Below are 19,067 nucleotides of genomic sequence, written 5' to 3' on the forward strand. Positions count from 1 at the left end.
TAAAAATTAACACAATTCAACCATTAAATAATTAATTTTACAACATGAAAAAGCAGCTAAAAATCATCGGGGTTTTCACTTTTGTATTAGCACTTCTATTTGGAGGTAAATATGTGTACGATATGAATATCAACCATAATTTTGAAACTATTTCAGAAGGTAAAGTATATAAATCGGGAGTTATTCCACCTGATGAATTAGAATCCTACGTAAAAAAATATAAAATTAAGTCTATAGTAGATTTACGATTCCCAGGAACCGGTGACGATGTAAATAATCCAGAAGATGCTGCAGAATTAGAAGCTGAAAAAATTGCTATTGCAAAAATAAATGGTGTTAATTATTTCAATGATGGTTCCGATCAAGTTCCAACTAAAGAAAATTTAGTTTTATTTTATAAAATAATGGACAATCCTGCTAACTACCCAGTTTTAATTCATTGTTATCATGGAGTAGGCCGTGCCGAATTGTATTCTGCGGTTTACCGAATAGAATATGAAAATTGGGACAAAGACGAAGCCAGAACCAGCACCCGTTTTTTAACCAAATGGAGCTCCTTTGATTTAGGAAAACCAAAAGGTGATTTCTTGCATAATTATATTAGAAGAAAAGATACTTTGAGGTAACGTTCCGCGCTGTATGTGGGAGTTGATTAAATTCCAAACTTCATTTGTTGCAAAAGCTTTAATTTATGGAATTCCATTTATGTATACTTAACTAAGCTTTTGCAAAAAGGTTAAAAGTTATTCGTTTTTCTTTTTAATTATTATAATTTAAGTAATTTAAAAGTTTTAACTTGATTCTCATTCTCTAATTTTATAAAATAAGAGCCAGTAGTTAACATACTAATATCCAATTTATAGTTTTTATCATATATATTTTCTTTCAAAACTACCTCACCTAAAACATTATAAATAGAAATCTTTTCAATAGAATTATAAGCTTCAAAATTTACAAAATCTTTTGCTGGATTTGGGAAATAGGATACATCAATTGTATTATTAAAATTTAAAACACCTAGTGGGGAATTCAAGTTATTTTTATACAATTTTGGGTTTTCTGTTGGTGCTGTAAAATGAGTACCACCTATAATAAAATCTAAATCTGTATCATTATCTATATCTGCAATTGCTATACTTGCTATATAAGTAGCAATTAAATCATTAGATTCTACAAAAGAATTATTTCCCTGGTTTTGATAAATTTTACACATAGCCGAAGGATTTCCAATTCTAGCACCCAAAACAATAACATCTTTATCACCGTCATTATCAAAGTCGGCAAATTCAACTGCTCCTGTTAAAGTGCCAATAAATGGAGTTGTAGTAACTTCGGTAAAAATTCCTGAACCGTTATTGGTATACAATTTTGTAATCCAGCCTTGTGATGAACTACCATTAACAATTACATCCATATCACCATCATTGTCTGAATCTGCCACAGCCAAATCGCCGCCTGAAATACCAGCAAAAGTTGTTGAAGATGATACTGTAAAAACACCACTACCATTGTTTAAATACAGTTTAGTTAAATTAGTATTATTACTATCTTTTCCGGCTAAAATAATATCTTTATCACCATCATTTTCTACATCAATAAACACAACAGAACTGTTACCTAACTGGTCAAAGGGTGTTGATAAAACTTCGGAAAAAATACCAGAACCATTATTTGTGTATAATTTTGTAAATCCAACACCACTTAAGCTTCCAGTTAAACCAGTAATAATAACATCTTTATCATTATCATTGTCAATATCTTCAAAAGCAAAACTACCACCATTACTATTTGGAAATGGACTCGTAGTTATTGAGAAAGTTCCATTACCGTTGTTAATATATAAATTGGAAGTTCTAGTGCCGCCACCAGTTGTACCAGTTATGTAAAGGTCAATAAAATTATCATTATTCACATGAGCAAACCCTACTGTCCCACTATAAACATTAACAAAAGGTGTTCCTGTAGCTTCGGTAAAATTTCCAGAACCATTATTTAAATATAATGTTGTTTTAACAGGCCCACCTTTTCCAGTAATTATTAAATCTTGGTCGTTATCATTATCAATATCAGCAAATGCCATTGATCCAACATCGGCATCTTGAAAAGGCGTTGAAGGTGTAGATAAGGTAAAATTAATAGTTTGAGAATTAGCAAAGCCATTAATGAGAGTAATTGCAAAGATGATTATTAGCTTTTTCATATTTTCATTAGTGATTAATTGTTAATTAAGTGGTTACTAATTTGCCTATAGAATTAAAATAAGCGTTATTTATTTTCAATCCACTTTCTCGCATTTACAAATGCTTCGTGCCACGGAGAAACCTCGTCGCTTCTATTTTGTGGGTAATTCGCCCAATTCCATTGAAAAGTAGAGCGTTCAATGTGCGGCATCATCACTAAATGGCGTCCTGTTTTATCGCAAAGCATCGCCGTGTTATAATCGGAACCATTCGGGTTGGCAGGATAATCTGCGTAAGCATATTTAGAAACGATGTTGTAATTTTCTTCTGGTAAAGGCAGGTTGAATCGACCTTCGCCATGCGAAATCCAAACTCCCAAAGTGGCTCCCGCAAGGGTAGATAACATCACTGAATTGTTGTCTTGAATGGTTACCGAAGTAAAGCCACTTTCGTGCTTTTTGGAAGTGTTGTGCTTCATTTTTCCATGTACTTCATGCTCTGGATTAATGACCTCCAACTCCATAAATAACTGACATCCGTTGCAAATTCCTACCGATAAAGTATCTTCTCTTTTGAAGAAATTTGCTAAAGCAGTTTTTGCTTTTTCATTGTATAAAAAGGCTCCAGCCCAACCTTTTGCCGATCCTAAAACATCTGAATTTGAAAATCCACCTACAGCTCCAATAAACTGAACGTCTTCTAGATTTTCTCTTCCCGAAATTAAATCGGTCATGTGAATGTCTTTCACGTCAAAACCAGCTAAATACATTGCATTCGCCATTTCTCGCTCGGAATTACTTCCTTTTTCACGAATAATAGCTGCTTTCGGACGGGATTTTGATGCGTCGATTACGGGTTTTTTTCCTGTGAAATGAGTTGGAAAAGTGTAATTTAAGGGTTGGTTTTTATAATTTTCGAAACGTGCTTTTGCCATCCCGTTTTTCGACTGTTTTTGATCCAATAAGTAAGAAGTTGAATACCAGATGTCTCTATATTTTGGAATATCAAATGACAATTGACCAATTTTTAAAGTAGCTTCATTGGTAACTTTTCCTATTTTATAGAAATTGATGTTATTGGCATTTAATCTATTTTCAATTTCATCATCATTTTTAGCTTGGAAAACTATTCCAATATTTTCAGCGAATAAAATTTTTATTAAATCTTTTTCTTCAAAAGTGGACGAATCTATTGTGGCACCTAAATTATTATTTGCAAAACACATTTCTAATAGAGTGGTAATCAATCCGCCACTTCCAATGTCATGTCCAGCAATAATTTGATCGTTTACAATGGCGTCTTGAATCACATTGAATGCTTTTTTGAAAAAATCAGCATCTTTAATTGTTGGTACTTCTGTTCCTACGGTATTTAAAACTTGAGCAAAGGAGGTTCCACCCAATTTAAAATCGTCTTGCGACAAATTTATATAATAAATAGAACCCCCATCAATTTGCAATACAGGTTCTATTACTTTTTTAATGTCAGTACAATTTCCACCTGCCGAAATGATTACCGTTCCCGGCGCAATAACTTCTTCATTTGGATATTTTTGTTTCATCGAAAGTGAATCTTTCCCTGTTGGGATATTAATTCCTAATTCGATTGCAAAATCAGAACAACTTTGAACTGCTGCATACAAACGTGCGTCTTCGCCTTCGTTTTTACAAGCCCACATCCAATTGGCAGACAAAGAAATTCCTTTGATTCCGTCTTTAATTGGAGCCCAAATAATGTTTGACAAAGCCTCGGCAATTGCAGTTCTAGTTCCTGCCACAGGATCAATTAATGATGCAATAGGAGCGTGGCCAATTGATGTTGCAATCCCTTCTTTTCCTAGATAGTCCAAAGCCATAACACCGCAGTTATTTAGCGGCAATTGTATTGTTCCCGCACATTGTTGTTTGGCGACTTTTCCACCTACACAACGGTCTACTTTATTGGTCAACCAATCTTTACAAGCAACGGCTTCCAATTGTAAAACTTGCTCTAAATAGGTTGCTATTTTTTCTTGCGAATAGTTTAAGTTGGTGTAATTTATAGTTACCGTTTTATCGGTCATGATTGTTTTTGGAGAACTTCCAAAAAAATCTTCCAAGGCAAAATCCATTGGTTTTTTACCTGTAGTTTTTGATTCAAACGTAAAACGATGATTTTCGGTAACATCACCTACTTGGTAGATCGGAGAGCGCTCTCTATCTGCTATTTTTTGTAGTAATTCAATGTCGTTTTGACCAATTACCAATCCCATTCTTTCTTGGGATTCATTTCCAATGATTTCTTTTGCAGAAAGTGTTGGATCTCCTATAGGTAATTTATCTAAATCAATTAATCCACCCGTTTCTTCAATTAACTCTGAAAGACAATTTAAGTGTCCGCCAGCACCATGATCATGAATAGAAACGATTGGATTGTGATCGCTTTCTACTAATCCTCGAATAGCATTTGCAGCTCTTTTTTGCATTTCTGGGTTGGAACGTTGAATGGCATTCAATTCAATTCCAGAACTAAATTCGCCAGTATCTGCAGATGAAACAGCTGCTCCACCCATTCCAATTCGGTAATTATCACCACCTAAAATGACGATTTTATCACCTGCTTTTGGTTTATGCTTGATGGCTTGGTCTAATTTCCCATAACCAATTCCACCCGCTTGCATAATTACTTTATCGTAACCTAATTTACGATTGTTCTCTTCGTGTTCAAAGGTTAGAATAGAACCAGTAATTAATGGTTGACCAAATTTATTTCCAAAATCTGAAGCTCCATTTGAAGCTTTTATCAAAATATCCATTGGAGTTTGATACAGCCATTTCCTTTCTTTCATTCCGTTTTCCCAAGGTATTAATTGAGATAATCTAGAATAAGAAGTCATGTAAACAGCCGTTCCAGCAAGTGGTATCGAACCTTGACCACCGGCTAATCTGTCACGAATTTCTCCACCTGATCCTGTTGCAGCTCCATTAAAAGGCTCAACAGTTGTTGGGAAATTATGTGTTTCTGCTTTAAGCGAAAGAACAGAATCAAAATCTTTGGTTTCATAGAAATCTGCTTTTTCAGGGCTTTTAGGTGCAAATTGTTGCACTTTTGGTCCTTTTATAAAAGCAACATTATCTTTATAAGCGGAAACAATATCGTTCGGATTTTCCGCAGATGTTTTCTTAATTAATTTGAATAGGGAAGTGGGCATTTCAACTCCGTCAATCACAAAAGTTCCATTGAAAATTTTGTGACGGCAGTGCTCTGAATTGGCTTGAGAAAAACCAAACACTTCAGAATCAGTTAATTTTCTTCCTATTTTAGTTGATAATTTATTCAAATAATCTACCTCCTCTTCACTTAAAGCCAAACCTTCACTTTGATTGAAGCTTGCAATATCATCAATTTCTAAAATCGCTTCGGGTTGGATATTGATTGTAAAAATAGTTTGATTTAGTTCTTGGTATTTTTGCGAAAGCATTGGGTCAAAATCGGTGAAATCTGAATTTACTTTGAAAAATTCTTCAATTCTAATTATCCCTGAAATTCCCATATTTTGAGTAATCTCAACTGCATTGGTACTCCAAGGTGTAATCATAGTGGCTCGTGGGCCAATAAAAAAATCCGTTCCTATTGTATTTAGAACGGATTTATCTATTTTATTTGAATTGCCAAAAAGCCAGTTTAATTTTGAAATGTCCTCTGCAGAAAATTCTTTTTGCGATTGAACAGCAAAAACCGTATTGGTTTCGTTTTCGAAAAAGTGAATCATTTTATTGTTGTTGTTGTGTTGTGCAAAATTACTTTAAAAAGACCATTTTGCAAAATAATTAGTAATGCGTTTTTTGTTAAATTTAGCTCTTCTACAGATTTAAAATAATGTTATTTGACCGTCTTCGTCTAATTGAATATCTGAATCGTCATATTCATTGGTTTCACTATTTTCAACTTCATCTCCTTCAACTTCTATTTCCTCTGGAACTACTTCTTCGGGAACTTCGTAAGGTAAAGGTTCTAGCAAGTTAACTTGTTTTACCTTGTCTGTTGTCAATTGATTACCTAAAGCTTTAAATCCTTTAACTGCTATAAAAGCTTCAATATCAACATTTAAATTATCTTTTTGAACTCCTTTTATTTTATTAAAAATCAATTCTGCAACTGGTCGGTAATCGGTAGAAACTATTTCTAATTGAGAATTTGGATGTTCAGAAATAAAAGTTTCTTCTTTATTTTCAACTTCAACTAAGAATCGTTTTACAAAATAACGTTCTTTTTCACCATCATAATAAATAGCTGAAATTGGTTTTTTAGGAATCCATTTTTCCAATACTACCATATCTTCATCGAAATGAGTAGTTAATTCTGGGGTGACGACTTTTAATTTACCAGATTGTTGGATAATCAAAATTTTATCGCTAGGTCGGAATTCTCCCAATAATTCTCCACGAGCATCTACATTTAGTCTTTGAACGGTATCGTCAAACCAGATTTTTCTTGGTAATAATGTCGAAATTCCTTTTTCTTTGAGTTCGACCTTTTTAATAGGATATTTAGTTACAATATTCCCTTTTGAAGTACGACCTTTAATTGCGAGATTAGCAAAATCGATGTCGAATTTTAATTTCTTAATACTTCCCACCTGACGTAGTAATACCGTTATCACTTCAGCTTCACCATTCGGATTACAAGAGAAATAAAGCACTTGAGAGCCTGGTTTTTCATTCGTTAAATCGTAGAATTTATCTCGGGTAACACCTGAAACATTAAATCGTTTAATGTAGGAAGGGCCGTTTTTGCCATCACGATAAATCATATTATAAATAGTACGTTTATCACTTCGGTCAAATATGGCAATATGAATGATGTCTTTACCAACAAATGTTTTTGCATCTACTTTGGTTACCATCATTTTCCCATCTCTTAGGAAAACTATAATATCATCAATATCAGAGCAATCGGCTACGTATTCGTCTTTTTTAAGACTTGTTCCTACAAATCCTTCTTCTCTGTTTACGTACAATTTGGTATTTCTTAAAACTACTTTTGTAGCTTCAATATCATCAAAGATTCTAAGTTCCGTTTGGCGCTCTCGACCTTTCCCGTATTTCTCTTTTAATCTAGTGAAATAAGCAATAGCAAAATCGATTAGGTTTTCTAAATCGAATTTTACTTGTTCGATATCACCTTCTAAAGCTTCAATCTTGTCTTGGGCTTTATTGCTATCAAATTTCGAAATTCTCATGATTCGAATTTCGGTCAAACGCAAAATATCGTCTTCAGTAATTGCTCTTTTTAAATGTTTGATGTGAGGCTTCAAACCTTCATCAATAGCAGCAATAACACCTTCTTTAGTTACTTCTTCTTCAATTAAACGATAAACTTTTTGTTCGATAAAAATACGCTCTAAAGAAGCAAAATGCCATTGTTCTTCTAGTTCGCTCAATTGAATTTCTAATTCGCTTTTTAATAATCCAACCGTTCTATTAGTAGAAATTTTAAGCATATCGGAAACGCCAATAAATAAAGGACTGTTATCTTCAATAACGCAACCTAAAGGCGAAACAGAAGTTTCACAAGCGGTAAAGGCAAATAAGGCATCGATAGTTTTATCTGGGGAAACACCTGGAAATAAGTGAATTAAGATTTCAACTTCCGCAGCCGTATTGTCTTCAATTTTCTTGATTTTGATTTTCCCTTTTTCATTGGCTTTCAAAATACTATCGATTAAAGTGGTAGTATTGGTAGAAAATGGAATTTGTGTAATCACCAAAGTATTTTTGTCTAACTGACTAATTTTTGCACGAACGCGAACTCTTCCGCCACGCATTCCGTCATTATAATTAGTGACATCAGCAATTCCAGCAGTTTGAAAATCAGGATAAATGGTAAATGGTTTCCCTTTTAATATTTTTATTGAGGCGTCAATTAATTCATTAAAATTATGAGGAAGTACTTTTGTAGATAATCCTACAGCAATTCCTTCGGCACCTGAAGCCAATAAAAGCGGAAATTTTACCGGTAAGTTATTCGGCTCTGCACGACGACCGTCATAAGAAACTCCCCAATCAGTGATTTTTGGAGAATACAAAACTTCCAAGGCAAATTTTGATAAACGTGCCTCTATATATCTTGATGCTGCCGCGCTATCACCAGTTAAAATATTTCCCCAGTTTCCTTGGCAATCGATCAATAATTCTCTTTGACCAATTTGCACCATGGCATCGGCAATACTTTGATCCCCGTGAGGATGGTATTGCATGGTGTGACCTACAACATTGGCAACTTTATTATATCTACCGTCATCTAACTCTTTTAAAGAGTGCATGATACGACGTTGAACTGGTTTAAAACCATCTTCAATTGCAGGAACAGCACGTTCTAAAATCACATAAGAAGCATAATCCAAAAACCAATCTTTGTACATTCCTGTAACTTTGGTAATGGTATCATTGGCATCTTCATCGTTTTCATAAAAATGCTTTTCGTCTGCTGATTTAGGTTCGTTTTCCTCGTATGGAAAAATGTTTTCTTCTTCTTCGTCCATTAAATTTCTTTGACTCTTTTATACTAAATTGCTTCAACAACATCTAAATCGACTTTCAAGTTTTTAATAATAAAATCTTGTCGGTCTGGGGTGTTTTTACCCATATAGAAGGATAATAATTGCTCAATTGAAGTTGTTTTATCCATCATAATTGGATCCAATCGAATGGATTCTCCAATGAAATTTTTAAACTCATCTGGTGAAATTTCTCCTAATCCTTTAAATCGAGTGATTTCAGGTTTTGGTTTTAATTTCTCAATGGCGTCTTTTCGCTCTTCTTCTGAATAGCAATAGATGGTTTCTTTCTTATTTCTAACTCGGAAAAGGGGAGTTTGTAAAATGTACAAATGTCCTTCTTTTATTAATTCGGGGAAAAATTGTAGGAAAAAGGTAATTAGCAATAAACGAATGTGCATACCGTCGACATCGGCATCGGTTGCAATTACAATATTATTATAACGCAAACGCTCCAATCCATCTTCAATATCTAAAGCGGCTTGTAGCAAGTTGAATTCTTCATTTTCATATACAATTTTCTTGGTCATTCCATAGGAATTCAAAGGCTTTCCACGTAAACTAAATACAGCTTGGGTGTTTACATCTCTTGACTTTGTAATTGAACCAGAAGCCGAATCTCCCTCGGTAATAAAAAGCGTACTTTCTAAACTTCTAGGGTTTTTTGTGTCTTGAAGATGTACTCTACAATCTCTTAATTTTTTATTGTGAAGATTGGCTTTTTTTGCTCTATCGGTGGCTAATTTTCTAATTCCAGAAAGCTCTTTTCGTTCTCGTTCCGCTTGGAGAATTTTGCGCAATAAAGCATCTGCTGTTGTTGGATTTTTATGTAAATAATTATCCAAATTTGTTTTGACAAAATCATTTACAAAGGTACGAACAGATGGCATTCCTGGGTCCGAACCCATATCAGTTGACCCTAATTTCGTTTTTGTTTGTGATTCGAAAACCGGTTCCATTACTTTGATACTTATCGCAGTTACGATTGATTTTCGAACGTCGGAGGCTTCGAAACCTTTATTGTAAAACTCTCGAATGGTTTTTACAATTGCTTCTCGATAGGCTGCTAAGTGCGTTCCACCTTGAGTGGTATTTTGACCGTTTACAAACGAATGGTATTCTTCGCTGTATTGCGTTTTACTGTGAGTTAGCGCAATTTCGATATCGTCTCCTTTTAAGTGAACAATTGGATATTCTAAATCATCAGCGTGAATGGTTTCCTCTAATAAATCTTTTAGACCATTTTCAGAATAGTATTTTTCACCATTGAATAAAATGGTCAAACCGTTGTTTAGGTAACAATAGTTTTTTACCATTTTAATTACATATTCAATTCTGAATTTGTAATTTTTAAATATAGCTTCATCAGGAGTGAAAGTTACTTTGGTTCCTTTTCTCTTGGTGGTATCAACAATATCTTCTTCTAAAACAAGGTTTCCTTCAGAAAATTCTGCTGCTTTTTGTTTGTCATCACGAACAGATTCTACTCGGAAATAATTTGAAAGTGCATTAACCGCTTTTGTTCCCACACCATTTAAACCTACCGATTTTTTGAAGGCAAGTGAATCGTACTTACCTCCAGTATTCATTTTAGAAACTACATCAACTACTTTTCCTAAAGGAATTCCACGGCCATAATCACGGACGGTAACGGTTTTATCTTTAATTGTAACCTCAATGGTTTTACCTGCTCCCATTACAAATTCATCGATACAGTTATCTAGAACTTCCTTTAAAAGAATGTAAATACCATCGTCAGGGGAGGATCCATCACCTAATTTTCCAATGTACATTCCTGGTCGCATTCGGATGTGTTCTTTCCAATCGAGGGAGCGTATATTGTCTTCGGTATATTGATTTTGTTCTGACATTTTAATAAAACTGATTTGGTGCTAATTTAGTGATATAAGTGAGGATTTAAAACAATTTTCAGCAAAGTTATTAAGAATGATATTGACAATTTTGATTTAAGATCTTAGATCTCAGATTTATGATTTTTAACGAGATTTTGCCCCAGATAGAAATGGAAAGCATTTTTTTAAGAAAATGTATTTTTTCTTGGCTAAAATGAGCGACCATAGGGAGCTCCATTTTTGGCTCAGAAAATACCATTTTATAAAAAAATCTTGTAATGGATAGCTGGAAATAGGCACAAAAAAACCGCTAAATTAGCGGTCTTAATTCTATTTATACGTTGAAGCGGAAGTGCATTACGTCTCCATCTTTTACGACATATTCTTTTCCTTCGACTTTAAATTTTCCTGCTTCTTTGCATTTTGCTTCTGATCCGTAGTGAACAAAATCTTCATAAGAAATCACTTCGGCACGGATAAATCCTTTTTCAAAATCGGTGTGAATTACGCCTGCGGCTTGTGGTGCTGTGGCACCAACGTTTATTGTCCAAGCTCGAACTTCTTTAACTCCAGCTGTGAAATAGGTTTGTTGTTTTAATAATTTATAGGCAGCACGAATTAATACTGAAGAACCTGGTTCCGACAATCCCATGTCTTCAAGAAAAATTTGACGCTCTTCAAAGCTTTCTAATTCGGCGATATCTGCTTCAGCACCTACAGAAAGTATAATTACTTCAGCGTCTTCCGATTTTACTAATTCACGAACTTGATCGACATATTTATTTCCGTTTACAGCGGCTTCTTCGTTTACATTACAAACATAAAGAACTGGTTTTGTGGTGATTAATTGGAAAGTTTCCATTAATTCTACTTCTTCATGATTTTGTGGAACAACCGTCCTAGCTGATTTTGCTTGTAATAAAGCGTCTTTAATTCGGTCCAATAACGCTTTTTCAGTTTGCGCTTCTTTGTTTCCAGTTTTTGCGGCACGATTCACTTTTTCAAGACGTTTTTCAACTGTTTCAAGGTCTTTTAATTGCAATTCGATGTCAATGGTTTCTTTATCTCTAATCGGATTTACATTTCCATCAACGTGGATAATGTTATCGTTATCGAAACAACGTAAAACGTGAATAATAGCGTTACATTCTCTGATATTTCCTAGAAACTGATTTCCTAAACCTTCTCCTTTACTAGCTCCTTTTACCAATCCTGCAATATCTACAATATCAACAGTTGCCATTTGAACGCGCTCAGGTTTTACTAATTCTTCTAATTTTGCGATTCTTGAATCGGGTACATTTACCACACCAATATTAGGTTCGATGGTGCAAAAAGGGAAGTTGGCGCTTTGTGCTTTTGCGTTAGACAAACAATTGAATAATGTTGATTTTCCAACATTTGGTAATCCTACAATTCCTGCTTTCATTATGGTTTATTTTTAAGACTGCAAATATAGGATTTATATCTTTTAATAAAAATTGTATAAAATAAATGCCTAAACAAAAAAAAATCCTGAGCTAGTAACTCAGGATTATTTAATTATTCGTTGTGTAAAAAAGCTTGTCTGTTTAAAAGTGTTTCTTCACTTTCCACATGATTTTCATCAGGAACACAGCAGTCTACTGGGCACACAGCAGCGCATTGTGGTTCTTCGTGAAATCCTTTGCATTCGGTACATTTTCCAGGCACGATGTAGTAAATATCGTCTGAAATTGGAGTTTGAGGAGCGTCAGCATCCACTTCAGTTCCGTCAGCCAAAATTACTTTCCCTCTAATTTTTGTTCCGTCTTTGTATCTCCAATCGTCAGCACCTTCATAAATTGCGGTATTTGGACATTCCGGTTCGCAAGCCCCACAATTAATACATTCGTCAGTTATTATAATTGCCATACTATTTTGATTTATGCAAAGGGCTAAAAGCTTGTTGCGTGTTGCCTATTGCAGATAATTATCTTATTTTTGTGCAAAATTACATCCAAAACTTATCATAAGCAAATCAATATGACATTAGAACACAAAAAAAGTATTTTCATCGAACTTGGTAAATTTTTATCGCAATTTTCCGAAGTTGAAAATACTAAATGTCCGTTGGTGCTTCACAACGATTTGTACTTTGATGATTTCATTAATTTAATTCAGTTATCACCTTCACATAACGGCTGGTACACCAATGAAAACGTATATTTTTCAATTCAATCTTGGGCAGAGGCATTGACCGAGGAAAATTTAAACCAATGGTTGGATAGTTATAATTTAGATAAAGTTACTCCTAAAACAGTTGGATTGGTTTTGGCTGGAAATATACCTTTGGTGGGTTTTCATGATTTTATTTCGGTTTTACTTTCAGGTCATAAAGTAGTGGTTAAAACCTCTTCAAACGATCAACATTTATTACCCTTTTTAGCAAAATATATTATTTCGGTTGAACCAAAATTAGATAATTACATCACTTTTGTGGAGGGAAAATTAGAAAATTTCGATGCTGTAATTGCAACCGGAAGTAATAATACCGCTCGTTATTTTGAATATTATTTTAAAGACAAGCCCTCGATTATTAGAAAATCAAGGAATTCAGTTGCTGTTTTAGACGGAAATGAATCAGAGGAGCAAATGATTGCATTAGGAGAAGATGTCTTTCGCTATTTTGGCTTAGGATGTAGAAATGTTTCCAAATTGTTTGTAACAAGAAATTATAACTTTGATTCTTTTTTTGGTGGGATGTATCCTTATCATCAAGTTATGAAATTTGAAAAATACATAAATAATTACGATTATAATAAGGCCGTTTTCTTAATGAGTAATTTTAATTTATTGGACAATGAATTTCTAATTATCAAAGAAGATTCAAGTTATGCTTCCCCAATTTCAGCTGTTTTTTATGAATATTATGATAATTTGGAAGATATAAAAAATAAATTACAGCAAGATCACGAACAAATTCAATGTGTTGTTTCCAATAATTTAATTGAAAATAGCGTCCCGTTTGGTCAAACACAAAAACCAAAGTTGTGGGATTATGCTGACAATATTGATACTATAAACTTCTTGATCAATTTGTAGATATTCAAATTCTCAATTTCAGGGTTATACTAAAACGATTTTGTTAATAAATTGGCATAACTATTTAGTAATATTTAATTGATTTTAGTTTCCTATTTACGAAATTTGTAACTTAATTTTTTTTCAACCCCACAACACGAATGAAAAAACACAATTACAGCGCAGGTCCTTGTATTTTACCTAATGAAGTTTTTCAAAAATCTGCTGAAGCGATATTAGATTTCAATAATTCAGGTTTATCTCTTTTAGAGATCTCTCACAGAAGCAAAGATTTTGTAGCTGTAATGGATGAAGCTAGAGATTTAGCTTTAGAATTATTAGATCTAAAAGGGAAAGGGTACCAAGCATTGTTTTTACATGGTGGTGCGAGTTTAGAATTTTTGATGGTTCCCTATAACTTGATGAAAGTGGACGGAAAAGCAGCTTATCTAGATACAGGAACTTGGGCATCTGCCGCTATTAAAGAAGCTAAATTGTTCGGAGAGGTTACTATTGTAGCTTCATCCAAAGACGAGAATTACAGTTATATTCCAAAAGGATTTACCGTTCCAAGCGATGTAGATTATTTCCATTGCACAAGTAACAATACAATTTTTGGTACACAAATCAATGAATTCCCTAATGTTTCTGTACCCATGGTTTGTGATATGAGTTCTGATATTTTCTCACGAGTTTTAGATTTTTCAAAATTTGATATCATCTACGCTGGTGCTCAAAAAAATATGGGACCTGCAGGAACTACTTTAGTAGTTATTAAAGAGGAAATTTTAGGTAAGTCGGGAAGAGTTATTCCAAGTATGTTGGATTATGAAAAACATATAAAAGCCGAAAGCATGTTCAATACTCCAGCTGTTTTCCCAGTTTACGCATCATTATTGACTTTACAATGGTTGAAGAAAATGGGTGGTATTGCAGCTGTTGAGAAATTGAATCAAGCTAAAGCAAATATGTTGTATGCTGAAATTGACAGAAATCCATATTTTAAAGGAGCTGCAAAAGTGGAAAACCGCTCTAATATGAACGTTGTTTTCTTATTAAATATTGAAGAGCATACTGAACTATTTGATTCAATGTGGAAAGCAGCAGGAATTTCTGGTTTGCCAGGACACCGTTCTGTGGGTGGATATAGGGCTTCTATGTACAATGCACTTCCAATAGAGAGTGTACAAGTATTAGTTGATGTAATGAAAGATTTTGAAAGTAAAATATAAATAAATATGAAGGTTTTAGCAAACGATGGAATTTCAAAAAGTGGAATCCTAGCTTTAGAAAAAGGTGGATTTGAAGTAATTACTACAAAAGTAGCTCAGGAGCAAGTTGCCAATTACGTAAATGAGAATAACGTAAGTGTAGTTTTAGTTCGAAGCGCAACTAAAGTCAGAAAAGACATTATTGACGCTTGTCCAGGATTAAAAATTATAGGTAGAGGTGGAGTTGGCATGGATAATATTGACGTTGAATATGCTAAAAGCAAAGGCATTATTGTAATTAATACTCCTGCATCTTCATCTGAATCTGTTGCAGAATTAGTTTTCGCTCATCTATTTTCAGGAGTTCGTTTTTTACATGATTCCAATAGAAATATGCCACTTGAAGGAGATTCTAATTTCGAAGGTCTTAAGAAAGCGTACGCAAATGGAGTGGAATTGAGAGGAAAAACGCTTGGTATTGTTGGAATCGGAAGAATCGGACAAGCAACTGCAAAAATGGCTTTAGGCCTTGGAATGAAGGTAATTGCAAGCGATAGTTTTATTGAAAAAGTAGATGTAAAAGTGGAGTTTTTTGATGGTCAATCGATTACTACAACTATAAAAACACAATCGTTAGAATCTTTAATCAAAGAAGCTGATTTTATTACGCTTCACGTTCCCGCTCAAGATGGATATATTATTGGTGAAGCCGAATTAGAAACTATGAAACCTGGAGTAGGAATTGTAAATTGCGCTCGTGGTGGAGTAATTGATGAAGTTGCTTTAGTAAAAGCATTAGATAGCGGTAAAGTATTGTTCGCAGGTTTAGACGTTTTTGAAAACGAACCAAATCCAGAAATCACGATTTTAATGAATCAAAAAATATCTTTAACGCCGCATATTGGGGCGGCTACTTTGGAAGCGCAAGATAGAATTGGAACTGAATTGGCTTCCCAAATAATCAGTATATTGAAAAATTAATTCAAGATTAAAATATTTTTTATTAAAAAGCATCTCCTCACGAGATGCTTTTTTTGTTTTAGCAAGCTGATTTATTGTGAATTAATTTTGTAAATTTGGGTTATGAAAAAATTAAAAGAACGCTGGGGAATTACTACTATTTATCAATTATTATTGATAATTATTGTATTTGCAATCAACGGTTCTTTATCTGCCAGGATTTCTAGTTATTTAATGACGCTAATTGGATTAAATGATAAAAACACCCATTGGTTCATTTATTACCTGATTTTATTAGTTTTAGTTTTACCAATTTATCCCTTTTTATTAATGGGTTTTGGCTATTTATTTGGACAATCAAAGTTTTTCTTTCCTTTTGGAAAAAGAATGTTAGCAAAAATAGGATTGGGATTTATATTCAATAAAAAAGCCTCATAATTGAGGCTTTTTTATTTATTTCAAACTAGCTAAGCTTTGTTCTATTGTTGCAATTTTTGCTAATGCATCGGCTTCTTTTTGTTTTTCGTTTGCCAATACTTTCTCGGGTGCGCCATTTACAAATTTTTCATTTGACAACTTCGCTTGCACCGATTTCAAAAATCCTTGAATGTATTTTAACTCTTCAGTCAATTTAGAAATTTCTTCCTCAACATTAATATTCCCAGAAATTGGTATAAAATATTCATTCGATTTTACTCTAAATGATAAAGCGCCATCTACTTTTTCAGAAACATATTCTAATGAAGAAATATTACCTAATTTGGTTACAATTGAATCAAAATGATCAGAAACTTTGTCATTGTTCACTACTTTAAATTCAATACTATCTTTAAATGGTATGTTTTTATCTTTTCTAATGGTTCTAATTCCTGAAATTACCTCCATTGTATTTTCAAATTCTGAAATCAAATTGGCATTAAATGGTTTTAATGTTGGCCATGTTGAAACAATTAGCGCTTCCTCAGGAGTTCTTTCTGCAGTGTAATGCCAAATTTCCTCTGTTAGAAATGGCATAAATGGATGTAATAATTTCAAATTACTTTCCAGCATTTCAATTGCTTTATCAAAAGTAATTTTATCAATTGGCGCTTGATAAGCAGGCTTTATCATCTCTAAAAACCACGAACAAAAATCGTCCCAAACTAATTTGTAAATACCCATTAAGGCGTCAGAAATTCTGTATTTTTCAAAATTATCCTCTATTTCAACTAAGGTTTGTTGCAATTTTGCTTCATACCATTCGATAGCAACTTTTGAAGATTCTGGTTGTGGAATAGAATCTGAAACCTCCCAACCTTTTATTAATTTTAGGGCATTCCAAATTTTATTGGTAAATGCTTTTCCTTGGTTACAAAGTTCTTCATCAAACATGATGTCGTTTCCTGCAGAAGCACTTAAAAGTAATCCTACGCGAACACCATCAGCACCAAATTTGTCAATTAAATCCAAAGGATCAGGAGAATTTCCAAGTGATTTTGACATTTTACGGCGTTGTTTGTCGCGAACTAATCCAGTTAAATAGACGTTTGTAAAAGGCTTTTTACCGGTATATTCATAACCTGCAATAATCATTCTCGCCACCCAAAAGAACAAAATGTCTGGTCCAGTTACTAAGTCGTTTGTAGGATAGTAATATTTAAAATCTTCACTTTCAGGATTCATGATTCCTCCAAATACTGACATTGGCCAAAGCCATGAGGAGAACCAAGTATCTAAAGCATCTTTATCCTGAGTTAAGTTTTCAATAGTTAATTGGTTATTATTCGTTTTTTCTTTGGCTAAAACCAATGCTTCCTCAATTGATTCTGCAACAACATAATCTTCTTTTCCATCTCCATAATAATAGGCTGGAATTTGCTGTCCCCACCACAATTGTCGGGAGATGTTCCAATCACGGATATTTTCCAACCAATGTTTGTATATGTTATCAAACTTCTTAGGATGCAATTTAATTTCGTTATCAACCAGAACCGCTTTAATTGCAGGTTTTACTAAATCCTCCATTTTTAAAAACCACTGATCCGATAATCTTGGTTCAATAACGGCTTTTGTTCTTTCAGAAGTCCCCACTTTATTTAAGTGGTTTTCAACTTTTACTAAATTACCAATTGATTCTAATTCTTTGGCAATTTCTTCACGTACTATAAATCGATCTTTGCCTTGGTAATGCAATCCATAACTATTTAAACTAGCATCTTCATTGAAAATGTCGATAATTTCAAGTTGGTGTTTTTCTCCTAAAGTTTTATCATTGGTGTCATGAGCTGGAGTTACTTTTAAACAACCGGTTCCAAATTCAACGTCGACATATTCGTCTTGAATAATAGGAATTACTCTTCCGCAAATTGGTACAATCGCACTTTTGCCTTTTAAGTGAGAAAAACGTTCGTCATTTGGATTAATACAAATTGCAGTATCTCCAAATATAGTTTCTGGTCGGGTAGTGGCAACGGTAACAAAATCTGAGCTTCCTTGAATTCCGTATTTTATGTAATACAATTTTCCTTGTTGTTCTTCAAATACTACTTCTTCGTCAGAAAGTGTAGTTTTTGCTTCTGGATCCCAATTTACCATTCTGAAACCACGATAGATTAGGCCTTTTTTATGTAAATCGACAAAAGAACGAATTACAGAAGCTGACATATCAGGATCCATGGTAAATTTTGTTCTTTCCCAATCGCAAGAAGCACCTAATTTTTTTAATTGTTCGAGAATTACGCCGCCATATTTTTCGGTCCATTCCCAAGCATGCGTTAAAAATTCTTGACGAGTCAAATCGTCTTTATTGATTCCTTCGGCTTTTAGTTTTGCAACTACCTTTGCTTCGGTTGCAATAGAAGCGTGATCGGTTCCTGGTACCCAACAAGCATTAAATCCTTTAAGTCTTGCTCTACGGATTAATACGTCCTGAATGGTATTGTTTAGCATGTGACCCATGTGAAGCACCCCAGTAACATTGGGAGGTGGTATAACAATTGTATAGGGAGTTCTGTGGTCGGGTGTGGAATGAAAATAGTTGTTTTTCATCCAGTAATCGTACCATTTATCTTCGATGGTTTTTGCTTCAAATTGCGATGGAATCGTCATTATAATATTTATTCGTTATTTCTGAAATTTTTAAAAAACTATTCCAAGCAAAAAAATGATTAAAATAGTAGCCCTGATGGTAGAGAAAATAATTCGCTATTTAGCGAATATTGAAACGAACAGCAGGAAAATGAATTACTGAAAAAGCCAAGATATTCGCTCCAAAACAATTGAATATATAAATTGGTCTATTTTT

The 19,067-nt window shown here is 33.7% G+C and carries 12 protein-coding genes; 5 read left to right on the forward strand and 7 right to left on the reverse strand.

Going from position 1 to position 19,067, the window contains the following annotated elements; translation table 11 throughout:
* The first annotated feature begins 44 nt into the window (after positions 1-44).
* Positions 45-626, forward strand: a complete 582-nt coding sequence (locus tag AC9UFV_RS02215) for a dual specificity protein phosphatase family protein (protein ID WP_509572325.1) — start codon at positions 45-47, stop codon at positions 624-626.
* A 140-nt stretch (positions 627-766) separates the two neighbouring features.
* On the opposite strand, the gene AC9UFV_RS02220 is transcribed toward AC9UFV_RS02215, so the two are convergent.
* The 6 genes from AC9UFV_RS02220 to AC9UFV_RS02245 all read right to left on the reverse strand — a co-directional run bounded on the left by AC9UFV_RS02220 (position 767) and on the right by AC9UFV_RS02245 (position 12,464).
* Positions 767-2,200, reverse strand: a complete 1,434-nt coding sequence (locus AC9UFV_RS02220; protein ID WP_509572327.1) for an FG-GAP-like repeat-containing protein — start codon at positions 2,198-2,200, stop codon at positions 767-769.
* A 65-nt stretch (positions 2,201-2,265) separates the two neighbouring features.
* Positions 2,266-5,931 carry a phosphoribosylformylglycinamidine synthase gene (gene purL, locus AC9UFV_RS02225; RefSeq protein ID WP_509572329.1) on the reverse strand — a complete coding sequence of 1,222 codons (3,666 nt, stop codon included), beginning with the start codon at positions 5,929-5,931 and terminating at the stop codon, positions 2,266-2,268.
* Positions 5,932-6,030: 99 nt separating this feature from the next.
* Positions 6,031-8,703, reverse strand: a complete 2,673-nt coding sequence (locus tag AC9UFV_RS02230; RefSeq protein WP_509572331.1) for a DNA gyrase/topoisomerase IV subunit A — start codon at positions 8,701-8,703, stop codon at positions 6,031-6,033.
* Between the two features lie 23 nt (positions 8,704-8,726).
* Complete coding sequence (locus tag AC9UFV_RS02235; protein WP_509572333.1) at positions 8,727-10,589, reverse strand: DNA topoisomerase IV subunit B; 1,863 nt, start codon at positions 10,587-10,589, stop codon at positions 8,727-8,729.
* A 316-nt stretch (positions 10,590-10,905) separates the two neighbouring features.
* Positions 10,906-12,000 carry a redox-regulated ATPase YchF gene (ychF, locus tag AC9UFV_RS02240; RefSeq protein WP_509572335.1) on the reverse strand — a complete coding sequence of 365 codons (1,095 nt, stop codon included), beginning with the start codon at positions 11,998-12,000 and terminating at the stop codon, positions 10,906-10,908.
* Between the two features lie 113 nt (positions 12,001-12,113).
* The gene (locus tag AC9UFV_RS02245; RefSeq protein WP_509572337.1) at positions 12,114-12,464 is read right to left on the reverse strand and encodes a 4Fe-4S dicluster domain-containing protein; all 351 of its coding nucleotides are present in this window, start codon (positions 12,462-12,464) and stop codon (positions 12,114-12,116) included.
* Between the two features lie 111 nt (positions 12,465-12,575).
* On the opposite strand from AC9UFV_RS02245, the gene AC9UFV_RS02250 reads away from it, so the two are divergent.
* The 4 genes from AC9UFV_RS02250 to AC9UFV_RS02265 all read left to right on the forward strand — a co-directional run bounded on the left by AC9UFV_RS02250 (position 12,576) and on the right by AC9UFV_RS02265 (position 16,222).
* Positions 12,576-13,634: an acyl-CoA reductase gene (locus tag AC9UFV_RS02250; protein WP_509572338.1), complete on the forward strand. Its 1,059-nt coding sequence runs from the start codon at positions 12,576-12,578 to the stop codon at positions 13,632-13,634.
* Positions 13,635-13,774: 140 nt separating this feature from the next.
* Positions 13,775-14,845 carry a 3-phosphoserine/phosphohydroxythreonine transaminase gene (serC, locus tag AC9UFV_RS02255; protein ID WP_509572340.1) on the forward strand — a complete coding sequence of 357 codons (1,071 nt, stop codon included), beginning with the start codon at positions 13,775-13,777 and terminating at the stop codon, positions 14,843-14,845.
* 6 nt (positions 14,846-14,851) lie between these two features.
* Positions 14,852-15,805, forward strand: a complete 954-nt coding sequence (locus AC9UFV_RS02260; protein ID WP_509572342.1) for a D-2-hydroxyacid dehydrogenase — start codon at positions 14,852-14,854, stop codon at positions 15,803-15,805.
* Positions 15,806-15,907: 102 nt separating this feature from the next.
* Positions 15,908-16,222 carry a DUF6787 family protein gene (locus AC9UFV_RS02265; RefSeq protein WP_509572344.1) on the forward strand — a complete coding sequence of 105 codons (315 nt, stop codon included), beginning with the start codon at positions 15,908-15,910 and terminating at the stop codon, positions 16,220-16,222.
* Between the two features lie 15 nt (positions 16,223-16,237).
* Here AC9UFV_RS02265 and AC9UFV_RS02270 read toward each other — a convergent pair whose 3' ends face one another.
* The gene (locus AC9UFV_RS02270) at positions 16,238-18,871 is read right to left on the reverse strand and encodes a valine--tRNA ligase (RefSeq protein ID WP_509572346.1); all 2,634 of its coding nucleotides are present in this window, start codon (positions 18,869-18,871) and stop codon (positions 16,238-16,240) included.
* Between the last annotated feature and the right edge of the window lie 196 nt (positions 18,872-19,067).

Source organism: Flavobacterium sp. (assembly GCF_044349645.1).
GTDB lineage: Bacteria > Bacteroidota > Bacteroidia > Flavobacteriales > Flavobacteriaceae > Flavobacterium.

Excerpts from the sequence above, each read along its gene's own strand:
- AC9UFV_RS02215 (WP_509572325.1), top strand. The coding sequence starts at position 45 with ATGAAAAAGCAGCTAAAAATCATCGGGGTTTTCACTTTTGTATTAGCA.
- AC9UFV_RS02220 (WP_509572327.1), bottom strand. The coding sequence starts at position 2,200 with ATGAAAAAGCTAATAATCATCTTTGCAATTACTCTCATTAATGGCTTT.
- purL (WP_509572329.1), bottom strand. The coding sequence starts at position 5,931 with ATGATTCACTTTTTCGAAAACGAAACCAATACGGTTTTTGCTGTTCAA.
- AC9UFV_RS02230 (WP_509572331.1), bottom strand. The coding sequence starts at position 8,703 with ATGGACGAAGAAGAAGAAAACATTTTTCCATACGAGGAAAACGAACCT.
- AC9UFV_RS02235 (WP_509572333.1), bottom strand. The coding sequence starts at position 10,589 with ATGTCAGAACAAAATCAATATACCGAAGACAATATACGCTCCCTCGAT.
- ychF (WP_509572335.1), bottom strand. The coding sequence starts at position 12,000 with ATGAAAGCAGGAATTGTAGGATTACCAAATGTTGGAAAATCAACATTA.
- AC9UFV_RS02245 (WP_509572337.1), bottom strand. The coding sequence starts at position 12,464 with ATGGCAATTATAATAACTGACGAATGTATTAATTGTGGGGCTTGCGAA.
- AC9UFV_RS02250 (WP_509572338.1), top strand. The coding sequence starts at position 12,576 with ATGACATTAGAACACAAAAAAAGTATTTTCATCGAACTTGGTAAATTT.
- serC (WP_509572340.1), top strand. The coding sequence starts at position 13,775 with ATGAAAAAACACAATTACAGCGCAGGTCCTTGTATTTTACCTAATGAA.
- AC9UFV_RS02260 (WP_509572342.1), top strand. The coding sequence starts at position 14,852 with ATGAAGGTTTTAGCAAACGATGGAATTTCAAAAAGTGGAATCCTAGCT.
- AC9UFV_RS02265 (WP_509572344.1), top strand. The coding sequence starts at position 15,908 with ATGAAAAAATTAAAAGAACGCTGGGGAATTACTACTATTTATCAATTA.
- AC9UFV_RS02270 (WP_509572346.1), bottom strand. The coding sequence starts at position 18,871 with ATGACGATTCCATCGCAATTTGAAGCAAAAACCATCGAAGATAAATGG.